Source organism: Luteimonas notoginsengisoli, assembly GCF_042648885.1.
Classification (GTDB): domain Bacteria; phylum Pseudomonadota; class Gammaproteobacteria; order Xanthomonadales; family Xanthomonadaceae; genus Luteimonas; species Luteimonas notoginsengisoli.
This window is the reverse complement of record NZ_JBHRYF010000012.1, coordinates 41,175-53,727: the sequence shown is the minus strand read 5'-3', so window position 1 is coordinate 53,727 and position 12,553 is coordinate 41,175. Positions and strand designations below refer to the sequence as shown.

The following is a 12,553-nucleotide window of genomic DNA, read 5'->3' as shown; positions in this document are numbered from 1 at the left end:
TCGCAGCGATGCGGCCTGCGTGCGCGGCGGCAGCGGCCACGGTTGCGATGCCTGGCGCTGCAGTTCTGATCACGGCCATCGCCGTGCCCATGGCAGGCTGAGGCGTGTCCGTCGTCCTGTGCAACGGTCGCGTCCTGGATGCCGACGATTGCGGATCGGCCGCCGGGTCCGCGCTGCATGCGCTGGCGTCGCGCAACTATGGCCACTTCACCTCGATGCAGGTGCGCGGCGGGGCCGTGCGCGGGCTCGACCTGCACTTGCGGCGCCTGCGCGAGGCGACGCGTGACCTGTTCGCCACCGAACTCGACGATCAGCGCGTGCTCGACGGGCTGCGTCGTGGGCTTGATGCCGCGGCCACCGCCGATTGCAGCGCGCGCGTGACGATCTGCGCGGCAGCGTTCGATTTCCGAGATCCGCTGCGCGCGGTGGAAGTCGACGTGATCGTGTCGATCTCCGCGCCTGCCGAACCCGAACCCGAACCGGAACCGCGGCGCGTGAAGTCCTTCCACCACGAACGCGCGCTGCCGCACGTCAAGCACGTCGGAACGTTCCCGCTGTTCCATTTCGCTCGCGCGGCGCGCGGCGCGGGCTTCGATGACGCGCTGTTCGTCACCCACGATGGCCGGCTCAGCGAAGGCTCGGTCTGGAACCTGGGTCTCTGGGACGGGCGGCAGGTCACCTGGCCGCTGGCGCCTGCCTTGCGTGGCACCAGCGAGCAGCTGCTGCAGGCGGGCCTGGACGCGCTCGGCGTGGCGCAGGCCCGCCGCGAGGTGCGGCTGGAGGAGCTGGCGGGCTTCCGGGCCGGGTTCGCCTGCAATTCGCGCGGCGTCTGGCCCCTTGCCGGTGTGGACGAAATGGCGTGGCCACCGGCCCCGGACCTCGCCGAGTTGCTGGCGCAGGCGCTCGCGAGGCACCCCTGGCAGCCCGTATGACCGTGGCCGTTTGACCGCGGAGCACGGAACCGGGCAGGGCTGGCCGGGAAAGGGGGCCTCAGGGCGGGCTTTTCATGATCCGCTTCAGTGCCTTACAATGCCCGGCTTACCTCGCCGTCCTGGCGACTGGGCAACACGAGAACACACCATGGTCAAGATCCGCCTTACCCGTGGCGGCGCCAAGAAGCGCCCCTTCTACCACATCATCGTCACCGACCAGCGCGCCGCGCGCGATGGCCGCAACATCGAGCGCGTGGGTTTCTACAACCCCGTCGCGTCGGGCGCCGAGAAGCGCATCGAGCTCGATATCGCCCGCGTCGACCATTGGGTCGGACAGGGCGCGCAGCTGACCGACAAGGTCCGCAACCTGTACAAGGAAGCGGGCAAGCTCGCCGCAGCCGCTCCGGCAGCCGAAGCTGCCTGACGCCCGGGCCGCGCCACGCGCGGCCCTTGCCGAAATGGAATCGCCTCCCGCGCGCCGCATCCTGCTTGGCAGGGTCCACGGCGCGTTCGGCGTGCGTGGCGAACTGAAGCTTGAATCGTTCACCGAGCCCGCCAACGCCATTCTCCGCTACCAGCCATGGATCCTGCGCGACGCGCAGGGCCACGAGCGGGAACTGGCCGGCGCGCGCGGGCGCCTGACCACGAAGGGCATCGTCGCGACGTTCCCCGAGGTCGCCGACCGCGACGCTGCCGAGGCGCTGCGCGGCAGCGAGGTCTGGGTGGCACGCTCGGCATTGCCGCCGCCGCAGCCCGGCGAGTACTACTGGGTCGATCTGGAAGGCCTGCGCGTGGTCAATCGCGAGGGCGCCGACTTCGGCCGCGTGTCGCACCTGTTCTCCACCGGCGCCAACGACGTGCTGGTGGCCGAAGGCGAGCGCGAGCGGATGATTCCCTTCCTGCAGCCGGACTACATCGTCTCCATCGATTTCGACCAAGGCGTGGTCACCGTCGACTGGGATCCGGAGTTCTGAAGCCCTCCCCTTCAGGGGGAGGGTTTGGGTGGGGATGGGTTCCGAAATGCCGCAAGATCAAACCCATCTTCATCTCGGTTCCGGCCTGTCCGGCCGCGCGCAGCACGCGCGGCGTTCAGACGAATGCGAGCCAGTGGCTCGCAAACAATTCGTCTTCATCCCTTGAAGGGGAAGGGGCAAACCCCATGCGCATCGAGATCGTCAGCCTGTTCCCCGAATTCGTCGCCCAGGTCGCCGGTCATGGCGTCGTCGGGCGTGCGCAGGAACGCGGGCTGCTGTCGCTGCACGGCTGGAATCCACGCGACTACGCCGAGGGCAACTATCGCCGCGTCGATGACCGTCCCTTCGGCGGCGGCCCTGGCATGGTGATGATGATCGACCCGCTGCGGGCCTGCCTGGAGGCGGCGCGCGCGGCCGATCCGGCGCCGGCACGGGTCGTGTATCTCAGCCCGCAGGGCCGGCCGCTGACCCAGGCGAAAGTCCGCGAGCTGGCCGCCCAACCGCGCCTGGTGCTGCTGTGCGGCCGCTATGAGGGTGTCGACGAGCGGCTGCTCGCGGCCGAGGTGGACGAGGAAATCTCGATCGGCGACTACGTGCTGTCGGGCGGCGAACTGGCCGCGGCGGTGGTGGTCGACGCCGTCGCCCGGCTGCAGGACGGGGCCCTCAACGACGCGGAATCGGCTGTCCAGGACAGTTTCGAAGGCGATGGCCTGCTCGATTGCCCGCACTACACCCGACCGGTGGAGCACGCGCTGGGTGAAGTCCCGGCGGTGCTGCTGTCGGGCAACCACGCGCTGATCGCCCGCTGGCGCCGCCAGCAGGCCCTCGGCCGGACCTGGCTGCGGCGCCCGGACCTCCTGGACCGCGGCACCCTGTCGCCTGCCGATCACAAGCTGCTGGAGGAGTTCCTGGCCGGTGCGGGCCACGGGGCCGGATTCGACACGTAACCCCCTAGCGCGCAAGGGAAAATTGCCGCTATAATTGCGCGCTTCGCTCCACCCATGCCAAGACGCGGGTCCACGTGCACTCGCGCTACAACGACGCCTTCAAGGCACTCCCAACAGGCAAGCAACCCAGGTCATCGTCATGAACAAGCCTTCGCTCAACACGCTGCTGCAGAATTTCGAAACCGAACAGACCCAGCGCGAGCTGCCTGTCTTCGGCCCCGGCGACACCGTCGTCGTCAACGTCAAGGTCAAGGAAGGCAACCGCGAGCGCGTGCAGGCCTACGAAGGCGTGGTCATCGCCAAGAAGAACGCCGGTATCAACTCCGCCTTCACCGTGCGCAAGATCTCGCACGGCTTCGGCGTCGAGCGCGTCTTCCAGACCCACAGCGCGGTCATCGACTCGGTCGAGGTCAAGCGCCGTGGCGCCGTGCGCGCCGGCAAGCTGTACTACCTGCGCGGACTGGAAGGCAAGAAGGCGCGCATCAAGGAAGACCTGGCCGGCAACGCCAAGGCGCGTGCCGCCGCCGCTGCCGCCAAGTAATCCTCGGCATCGATGCACGAACGGCCACCTCCGGGTGGCCGTTTTCGTTTGCGGCCTTTGCTTCTTGCAGGAGCGGCGGAAGCCGCGATGCCTTCCCCAGAACTTCGCGGCTTCCGCCGCTCCTACGCAGCGCCACCTTCTGCCATCACGACCTCGGCCCCTGGTCGGCCACGGGCGACGGCACCTGCGACGGCACTTCCGATGGCACGGCGACCGCCTCCGGGTCCGGCTTGAGCATCTTCGCCTTGCGCCAGCCGCCCCAGCGGAAATACGCCAGCGACATCAGCATCGAGCACAGCGCGCTGACCGGGAAGCTCCACCAGATCGCATCGATGCCCAGCGCCGGTTGCAGCAGGTCGGCGAACGGGATGCGGATCCCCCACATCGCGACGCCCAGGATCAACAGCGGCGGGATCACCGCGCCGGTCGCGCGCACGACGCCGGAGACCACGAAGCTCACGCCGAAGAACAGGAACGACCACACCGCGATGTGGTTGAGGTGGCGGCCGTGTTCCAGCGCCGCGCTTCCGTCCGGCAGGAACAGCGACAGCGTGGTGTGGTCGAACAGGATGACCGGCGCGATCAGCGCACCGGTCATCAGGAAATTGAACGCCGTGCCGGCGCGCGCGGTGGCGTTGACCCGGTCCCAGCGGCCGGCGCCGACGTTCTGCGCGGCCATCGACGAGCACGCCGCGCCGATCGCCATCGCCGGCATCTGGATGTAGGTCCACAGCTGCAGCGCCGCGCCGTACGCGGACGCGTAGTCGACGCCGTAGGCGTTGACCATGCTGATCATCATGATCATCGCCAGCGAGATCACGATCATCTGCAGGCCCATCGGCACGCCCTTGACCACCAGCGCGCGCAGGATCGCCGGATCGGGACGGTAGACGGCGTTCTCGTGGCGGCTGATCCACAGCGGGTGTCGGCGATGCCGCAACCACAGCAGCATCGCCGCGAGGCTGACGACGTTGGCCACCAGGGTCGACGTGGCGGAGCCGGCGATGCCCATTTCAGGCAATGGCCCGAGGCCGAAGATCAGCAGCGGGTTCAATACGATGTCCAGCAGCACCGCCAGCATGAGGAATGCGAACGGCGTGCGGGTATCGCCCGAGCCCCGCAGGATCGCCGACAGGAAGGCGAACATGTACAGGAACGGCACCGCCATGAAGATGATGCGCAGGTAGGACTCCGCGAGTGCGAGCGACTCGGCCGGAGTGCTCATCCACACCAGGATGTGGCGCGACAGCGGCAGGCCGGCGAAGGCGATCGCCAGCGATACCAGGAAGAAGAAGGTGGCGCTGGTGCCGATCACGCGCTTGGCCTGCGCGGTGTCCCGGGCGCCCATCGCCTGCCCGACCAGGATCGTCGCGGCCATGCCGACGCCGAAGACCGCACCGATCAGGAAGAACATGATGTTGTTGGCGTTCGCGGTGGCGGTCAGCGCCTCCTCGCCGAGGAAGCGGCCGACCCAGATCGCGTTGACCGAGCCGTTGAGCGACTGCAGCACGTTGCCCGCCATGATCGGCAGCGCGAACACGAACAGCGTGCGCCCGATCGGGCCCTGGGTGAGGTCTCGCGTCTTGGCGCTCGGCATCGGCGCATCGTGCCAGAAGTCGGATGCAGCCCTTTTTCACGGCAACGCGCGCGGGGATTCGTGCAGACTTGCACCATGCGCAAGCGTGCAACCCCGTGACCATGGACACCACCAGGCTCGACATCTGGCTCTGGGCGGCGCGTTTCTACCGGACCCGCAGCCTGGCGAAGCAGGCCGTCGAGGGCGGCAAGGTCGACGTCGGTGGCCAGCGCGCCAAGGCCTCGCGCAGCGTGCGCGCAGGCGACGCGCTGCGGATCGTCCGCGGCGAGGAGATCTTCGAGGTCGAGGTCGTCGCGATCGGCGAGCAGCGCGGCCCGGCAACCGTGGCGCGGACGATGTACGCCGAATCCGAAACCTCGCGCGCTGCCCGCGAAGCCCGGCTCGCCGACCTGCGAGCGGCCCGCGCCGGATACCAGCCGCCGCAAGGCAAACCCGACAAGCGCGCGCGGCGGCTGATCCGGACATTGGGCGACATTGACGCGTTCTGAGCGTGACGAGGCAGTCGAAGGAGGCACGTTTGTAGGAGCGGCTTCAGCCGCGAGCTCTTTGCCGAGCCTGTGGTCTGGTTTCGAAGATCAGGAGCTCGCGGCTGAAGCCGCTCCTACAAGAGCACCCTGGCAAAATGCCGTCACGCGGCCCCCACGAGTCAGCGTCGGCCGCCCAGCAGCCCGCCGCCGATCTTCATCAGGTCTCCAATCCCCAGTTGCCCGTCGCCGTCCTGGTCGAGTACCGCGTCGAGCAGGCCGCCGCCGAGGCCGCCTTCCTGGCGGATTTCCTGCTGTTCCTGGCTCAGGATGCCGCTCAATGCGTCGGGACCGGTGTCTGCGGCGGCCCGGCCGTGGTCCTGGAACATGCGCTTGGCCAGATTGGCGAGGACGATCGGCGCGAGGATCTTCAGCAGCTGGCTGGCCTGCCCGCCCCGCAGTCCGGTGGCCTGGGCGACGGCGGCCTGCGCGCGCTCCTGCTGGCCGCCCAAGATGTGCCCGAGAATGCCCGCGCCGTCGGTCTGGCGACCCTGCGCACCGCCGAGCACCGCGCCCAGCACACTGCCCAGGTCGCCGCCGGCGTGATCCTTCTGCAATGCGCCGAACAGCGCCTGCGCGCCCTGCGGCTGGCTGGCGTTGCGGCCCAGCGCGCCCATCAGCAGCGGCAGGGCCGCGCTGACGGCGGAAAATGCCTGCGCCGGATCGATGCCCAGTTGCCGTGCCACCCGCTGGACCGGTTCGCCCTCCAGTTGCGAGGAGAGATCGTGGGTGAGGGTGGACATGGCATGTTCCCGGGATTCGGAAGCGCCATCCTACGACGGCCGCATGCCGGCGCGCGTTACCGTGTCGGCGGACCATCAATGCGGCGGCTCCAGTCCTCGACGGCGCACTGCTGCAGGCGATGTTCGAGCAGCTTGCGCCAGGACGGCACCAGCGGCAGTTCCAGCGCCGGCAACAGCGCCTCGCGCGCGAGCACGCGGTCGAACAGCAGCGCGCCCAGCCGCCGCAGCGACCAGTCCGGATGCGGGCGCGCTTCCAGGCGCAGCAATTCGCCTGCGGTCGCGCTGCCCGGCTGCAACACGCGGTAATACCAGCCGGTGCGACCGCTCGACTGCACGCGCCGGGCCATGTCGGGCACGCCGAAGCGGTCGTTGAGCTTCCAGCACGGCTGGCGGCCCTGGCTGACTTCGAGCAGCGCCGTGCCGAGGCGGAAGCGGTCGCCGAGGCACACGTTGCCTTCGTCGAGTCCGCGCGTGCTGACGTTCTCCCCGAACGCGCCCGGTCCGAGCAGCAGCGGCAGCGCCCCGAGTTCGCCGTGCCAGGCAGGGTAATGGTCGAATGGATAGTGGTGGATCGCCTTGTCCGGGCCGCCGTGGACCCGTGGATCGCCCTGTTCGTCGCCGGCCAGCCCCAGCTCCCGGATCGATACCGTGCCGGTCAACGCGCGCTTGTCGATCGCGCTGCGGCTGCCGGGACGGGTGTATGGCTTCGCGCCGCCCACCAGCAGCGCGTCGACGCGCACCTCCGTCACGACGCTCACGCCCGGGAGCTCATGTCAGGGACTTGAGCCGGTACAGCGCTTCCAGCGCCTGTTTTGGCGTCAGCTCGTCGGGGTCGAGGCCCGCCAGCGCATCAAGCGCGGCGGAGGCGGGCGCAAACAGGCCGATCTGACGCGGCGCGTCCAGGGTGGCCGGAGACAGCGGCGGGGCCGGGTCGCGCATGTGCCGCTCGAGCTGCGCCAGGCGACTGCGCGCCTGCGCGATCACCGGCTTGGGCAGGCCGGCCAGCGCGGCGACCTGCAGGCCGAAGCTGCGGTCAGCCGGACCGTCCTTCACCGCGTGCATGAACACCAGCGATTCGCTGCCGTCCTTCGCACGGTGCTCGACAGCGTCCAGGTGCACGTTGGCGATCCCGCTGCCCGGTTCGGCCAGCGTAGTCAGTTCGAAATAATGCGTCGCGAACAGCGTGTAGCTGCGGTTGACCGCCGCCAGGTGCCGCGCGCACGACTCGGCCAGCGCCAGGCCGTCGTAGGTCGAGGTGCCGCGGCCGATCTCGTCCATCAGCACCAGCGACTGCGCGGTGGCGTGGTGCAGGATGTAGCTGGTTTCGCTCATCTCGACCATGAAGGTCGACTGCCCGCGCGCCAGGTCGTCCCCGGCGCCGATGCGGGTGAGGATGCGATCGACCGGGCCGATCGTCGCGAGCGCCGCCGGCACGAAGCTGCCGATGTGCGCGAGCAGCACGATCAGCGCGTTCTGGCGCATGTAGGTGCTCTTGCCGCCCATGTTGGGGCCGGTGATCACCAGCATGCGCCGGTCGTCGTCGAGCACCAGGTCGTTGGGTTCGAACGGTTCGTCGCGCACCGCTTCCACCACCGGATGGCGGCCGCGTTCGATCCGCAGACAGGCATCCTCCACGAGACGCGGTCGCGACCAGTCCAGGGCCTGTGCGCGCTGCGCGAAACAGGCCAGCACGTCGAGTTCGCTCAGGGCCGCCGCGCACTGCTTGAGCGATTCGAGGTGCTCGTTGAGCGCATCCAGCAGCTGTTCGTAGAGCAGCCGTTCGCGCGCCAGCGAGCGCTCCCGCGCCGAGAGCACCTTGTCCTCGAAGGCCTTGAGCTCCTCGGTGATGTAGCGCTCGGCACCGGTGAGCGTCTGGCGCCGGGTGTAGTGCGTCGGGGCCTTCGCCGCGTGCGCCTTGCCGATTTCCAGGAAATAGCCGTGGACGCGGTTGTAGCCCACCTTCAGCGTCGGGATCCCGCTGGCGGCGCGTTCGCGCTGTTCGAGGTCGACCAGGAACTGGTCGGCGTGTGTCGACAGCAGGCGCAGTTCGGCGAGTTCCGCGTCGTGGGCGTCGGCGAACACACCACCATCGCGGGCCAGCGCCGGCGGCCGTTCCACCAGCGCCTGCGACAGCAGCGTCGCCTGCGCATCGTGTTCGCCCAGGCCCGCCACCAGCACCTGCAGCCGCGGCGAATCCAGTGGCGAGAGCAGCCCGCGCACCTGCGGCAGCATCCCCAGCGCGTCGCGCAGCGTGCCCAGGTCGCGCGGTCGCGCCGAACGCAGGGCGATGCGCGTGAGGATGCGCTCGACGTCGCCGAGCGCGCGGAAGGTCTCGCGCAGGTCGGCATCGCGGCCACTGTCGATCAGCGCGGCCACCGCATGGTGGCGCTGGCCGACGATGCCGCGGTCGCGCAGCGGGCGATGCAGCCAGCGCCGCAGCAGGCGTCCGCCCATGGGGGTGATGGTGCCGTCGAGCACGCCGAGCAGGGTGTGCTTCTGTTCGCCGTCGACGCGCGTGTCCAGTTCCAGGTGGCGCCGCGTGGCGGCGTTCATCGCGATTGCGCCGTCGCTCGATTCCATCGCGATCGAGGTCAGGTGCGGCAGGCGCTGCTTCTGGGTTTCCTCGACGTAGCCGAGCAGGGCGCCCGCGGCGGAGATCGCCAGCGGGCGTTCGTCGATGCCGAACGCGGACAGGTCGTGCAGGTTGAAGAACTGCAGCAGCTGGCGGCGCCCGCTGTCGGCGTCGAACAGCCACGGCGCACGGCGTCGCAAGCCGCCGCGCGTGGCGGTGAAGGGAGGCCAGCCGTCTTCGTCGGGAACCAGCAGTTCGGCAGGTTCCAGGCGCGCGAGTTCGGCCTCCAGCGCGTCATCACCGGCGACTTCGTTGACCAGGAACCGCCCGCCGGCCAGGTCCGCCCAGGCCAGGCCGTAGCCGTTCTTGCCCCGGGCAACCGCGAGCAGCAACGTGTCGCGGCGCTCGCTCAGCAGGGCCTCGTCGGTGACCGTGCCGGGGGTGACGATCCGCACCACCTTGCGCTCCACCAGGCCCTTGCCCGCGGCCGGGTCGCCGATCTGCTCGCAGATCGCGACGGACTCGCCCAGCGCCACCAGCCGCGCAAGATAGCCCTCGGCGGCGTGGTAGGGCACGCCCGCCATCGGGATCGGCTTGCCGGCCGACGCGCCGCGCTGGGTCAGGGTGATGTCGAGCAGCTTCGCGGCCTTGCGCGCGTCGTCGAAAAACAGCTCGTAGAAATCGCCCATGCGGAAAAACAGCAGCACGTCCGGGTGTTCGGCCTTGGCTGCGAAAAACTGACGCATCAAGGGGGTGTGCTGTTCGTGGGACATCGGATCCGGGGCTGGGCGGCGGGCAGAACCGTAGTGTGCCCGAAGCGTCCGCGCGACCCGAACCGGGGGATGCGCAAGCCGCGCGCGGGGCGATCGCCAAAGGGCGATGCGCCTGTGCTATACGTTGCCCGGTTCGGTTTTTCCGCGGCATTCCATCGCCGCGGCCGCTCGCGGCCTTTCCCCCACGATGGCCACGTGCGAACCCGGCAGGCGCGGCTTCCATGCCGCTGTCGCGCCGGGCCGGAAGTTGAGTGACCGCATCGCGCGGGACAGGGCACGCTCATCCAATCCAGACTCGGGGGAACACATGGCCAACCGCCAACCGCAACGCAAGACGCTCGCCGCCGCTGTGTTCGCGGCCTGCCTGACGATGTCGATCGCCGCGCAGGCGCAGGAGGCAGCGACTGCGGCAGCTCCGGCCGCGCAGGCTGCCGATGGCGACCAGCCGGTCACGCTCGCCACCATGACCGTCACCGCGCAGAAGCGCGAGGAAGTCATGCAGGACGTGCCGATCATGATCACGGCGCTGCCGGAACAGCTGCTGCGCGACACCGGCGTGACCGACATCAAGGACGTGCAGCTGCTGGTGCCGGGCCTGCACGTGAGTTCGACCACCAACGAATCCCAGACCACCGCGCGCATCCGCGGCGTCGGCACCAATGGCGACAATGCCGGGCTGGAGTCGGCGGTGGGCGTGGTGATTGACGGCGTCTACCGTCCGCGCACCGGCGTGGGCTTCGGCGACCTGGGCGAGATCGAGCGCATCGAGGTCATCAAGGGTCCGCAGGGCACGGTGTTCGGCAAGAACACCTCGGCCGGCGTCATCAACGTGATGACCCGGCGCCCGAGCTATGCGCAAGGCGCGGAGGGCGAGGTCACCGTCGGCAACTACGGTGAGGTTGGCGTGTCCGGCGCCTACAACGACGCGCTCGGCGACAACGCCGCCTTCCGCATCTACGCCGCCAAGCGCACCCGTGACGGCGTCACCGACGTCAACACGGGCAAGGGTCCGCGCACCGAGACCGTCGACAGCGACCGCAACTTCCACACCGTCCGCGGCCAGCTGCTGTTGGAGCCCACCGAAGACCTGTCGATCAATTTCATCGGCGACTTCACCAGCCGCGAGGAACACTGCTGCGTCGGCGTGACCACCTCAAGGAACGCCACCGGCGCCGGCCCCGCCGCGATCATCAACGCGCTCGCCGGCGGGCAGGGCGTCATCGGCACGCCAGACCCCGAGCGCAGACTGGCCTACAGCAACCGCAGCACCGAGCAGGACGTCAAGGACAAGGGCGTCTCGGCGCAGGTCGACTGGAATATCGGCGGGCCGGGCGATGCCACGCTGACCTCGATCACCGCCTTCCGCGACTGGAAGACGATCAACGCGCTGGACTTCGATTTCTCCGGGGCGGACCTGCTGTACCGACGCAACCAGTACGACGATTCCTCGACCGCGTTCGAGACCTTCAGCCAGGAACTGCGGCTGGCCGGGAGCACCGATCGCTGGGACTGGATGGTGGGGATGTTCTATGCCGACGAGGACCTCGAGCGGCACGACCAGTACGTCATTGGCGCCGACTACGAGCCCTACCTCTCGACCCTGGTGGGCAGCCGGGTCCTGGGCGGGCTGGCGGCGCAGCTCGCACCGCTGGGCGTCACCGTCGATACCAGCAACCCGGCGACGTTCTTTTCGCAGGTCAGCGGCGTGCCGTTCGGCACCAACTTCATCGGCGACGCGGCGCAGGACCTGTACCAGCAGAATTCCAGGAGCGCCGCGCTGTTCACCAACAACACGTTCCACGCCACGGAAAAACTCGATCTCACCTTCGGACTGCGCTACACGCACGACAAGAAGAACCTGACATCGATCTACGCCAATCCCAACGGCAGCGCGGGCTGCGGGATGCTGCTGTCGAACATGGGGCTGCGCGTGGGCTCCGCGCTCGCGGGGCGGATCCCGGCGTGGGGCTTCCTGTCGCCGGAACAGCAGGCCGCGCTGGTCGGCGCGGTGGCGCCCAACATCGCCGGCTACATGTGCCTGCCCTGGGCCAACGCGCTGCATGACGGGCGCGTCACCGACCAGCAGATGACCGAGAAGGAATGGTCCGGCACGGTCAAGGCCGCGTACCGCTGGAACGACGCGGTCATGACCTATGTGTCCGCCGCGCGCGGCTACAAGGGCGGCGGCTTCAACCTCGACCGGGTGCAGTCCAACACCGGTCTGTCGAGCGGCACGGCGGGGATCTTGCCGGTCGACGACACGTCGTTCCCCGGCGAATTCGTCGACAGCTACGAACTCGGCGCCAAGACCACCTGGATGGACGGCAACCTGCTGCTCAACGGCGCGCTGTTCTACCAGGAGTTCACCGACTTCCAGCTCAACAGCTTCCTGGGTACCAGCTACGTCGTGCGCTCGCTGCCGGAGGTGGTCTCCCAGGGCGCGGAGATCGAGTTGCTGTGGCAGACAGGATTCGAAGGCCTGAGCCTGCAGGGCGGCGTGACCTACGCCGACACCCGCTACGGCGACCAGGCCCCGTACCCGGATCTGCTGCCCGGCGGCGCGCTGGAAAACCTGCCTGGCAGCGCCATCAGCTTCGCGCCGCTGTGGTCGGCATCGGGATCGGCAACCTACGCTTGGACCATGGGCGGCGACCTGATGGGCCGCTTCACCATCGGCACCAAGTACCTGTCCAAGCACAACACCGGCTCGGACCTGGATCCGGAGAAGGTGCAGGAAGGCTACGCGCTGGTGAATGCCCGCGTGGGGATCGGTTCGCAGGATAAGCGCTGGATCGTCGAGTTCTGGGGCCAGAACCTCACCGACGAAACCTACAAGCAGGTCGGCTTCGACGCGCCGCTGCAGCCGGGTGCCTGGAACGCGTTCCTCGGCGCGCCACGAACCTACGGCGTGACGCTGCGCGTGCAGTACTGAGCGGGATTGAACGAATGC

At 69.0% G+C, this 12,553-nt stretch carries 11 protein-coding genes; 7 read left to right on the top strand and 4 right to left on the bottom strand.

What is annotated here, in order from left to right; all coding sequences use genetic code 11:
- Positions 1–104: 104 nt before the first annotated feature.
- The 5 genes from ACFOM9_RS14035 to rplS all read left to right on the top strand — a co-directional run bounded on the left by ACFOM9_RS14035 (position 105) and on the right by rplS (position 3,394).
- Entirely contained in the window at positions 105–932 is an 828-nt protein-coding gene (locus ACFOM9_RS14035; RefSeq protein WP_386712131.1) for an aminotransferase class IV, read from the top strand.
- Positions 933–1,080: 148 nt separating this feature from the next.
- Entirely contained in the window at positions 1,081–1,356 is a 276-nt protein-coding gene (rpsP, locus tag ACFOM9_RS14030; RefSeq protein WP_386712128.1) for a 30S ribosomal protein S16, read from the top strand.
- Between the two features lie 34 nt (positions 1,357–1,390).
- Positions 1,391–1,906: a ribosome maturation factor RimM gene (gene rimM / locus ACFOM9_RS14025; RefSeq protein ID WP_386712125.1), complete on the top strand. Its 516-nt coding sequence runs from the start codon at positions 1,391–1,393 to the stop codon at positions 1,904–1,906.
- A gap of 185 nt (positions 1,907–2,091) precedes the next feature.
- Complete coding sequence (gene trmD, locus ACFOM9_RS14020; protein WP_386712122.1) at positions 2,092–2,853, top strand: tRNA (guanosine(37)-N1)-methyltransferase TrmD; 762 nt, start codon at positions 2,092–2,094, stop codon at positions 2,851–2,853.
- Between the two features lie 139 nt (positions 2,854–2,992).
- Positions 2,993–3,394 carry a 50S ribosomal protein L19 gene (rplS, locus tag ACFOM9_RS14015; RefSeq protein WP_386712120.1) on the top strand — a complete coding sequence of 134 codons (402 nt, stop codon included), beginning with the start codon at positions 2,993–2,995 and terminating at the stop codon, positions 3,392–3,394.
- A gap of 145 nt (positions 3,395–3,539) precedes the next feature.
- Here rplS and ACFOM9_RS14010 read toward each other — a convergent pair whose 3' ends face one another.
- A complete protein-coding gene (locus ACFOM9_RS14010; protein ID WP_386712117.1) occupies positions 3,540–4,991 on the bottom strand; it encodes an MATE family efflux transporter in 1,452 nt (483 codons plus the stop codon).
- Between the two features lie 101 nt (positions 4,992–5,092).
- Here ACFOM9_RS14010 and ACFOM9_RS14005 point away from each other — a divergent pair, with 101 nt between their 5' ends.
- Positions 5,093–5,479 carry an RNA-binding S4 domain-containing protein gene (locus ACFOM9_RS14005; protein ID WP_386712114.1) on the top strand — a complete coding sequence of 129 codons (387 nt, stop codon included), beginning with the start codon at positions 5,093–5,095 and terminating at the stop codon, positions 5,477–5,479.
- A 158-nt stretch (positions 5,480–5,637) separates the two neighbouring features.
- Here the strand turns inward: ACFOM9_RS14005 and ACFOM9_RS14000 are convergent, their stop codons facing one another.
- The 3 genes from ACFOM9_RS14000 to mutS are packed head-to-tail and all read right to left on the bottom strand — an operon-like array spanning position 5,638 to position 9,603.
- Positions 5,638–6,258, bottom strand: coding sequence for a DUF937 domain-containing protein (locus ACFOM9_RS14000; protein ID WP_386712111.1), 621 nt, complete (start codon positions 6,256–6,258; stop codon positions 5,638–5,640).
- A 56-nt stretch (positions 6,259–6,314) separates the two neighbouring features.
- Positions 6,315–7,016 (bottom strand): MOSC domain-containing protein, encoded by a 702-nt coding sequence (locus tag ACFOM9_RS13995; RefSeq protein ID WP_386712108.1) that lies wholly within the window; start codon positions 7,014–7,016, stop codon positions 6,315–6,317.
- Between the two features lie 10 nt (positions 7,017–7,026).
- The gene (mutS, locus tag ACFOM9_RS13990) at positions 7,027–9,603 is read right to left on the bottom strand and encodes a DNA mismatch repair protein MutS (RefSeq protein WP_386712105.1); all 2,577 of its coding nucleotides are present in this window, start codon (positions 9,601–9,603) and stop codon (positions 7,027–7,029) included.
- A gap of 307 nt (positions 9,604–9,910) precedes the next feature.
- Here mutS and ACFOM9_RS13985 point away from each other — a divergent pair, with 307 nt between their 5' ends.
- Complete coding sequence (locus ACFOM9_RS13985) at positions 9,911–12,535, top strand: TonB-dependent receptor (RefSeq protein ID WP_386712102.1); 2,625 nt, start codon at positions 9,911–9,913, stop codon at positions 12,533–12,535.
- The last annotated feature ends 18 nt before the right edge of the window (positions 12,536–12,553 follow it).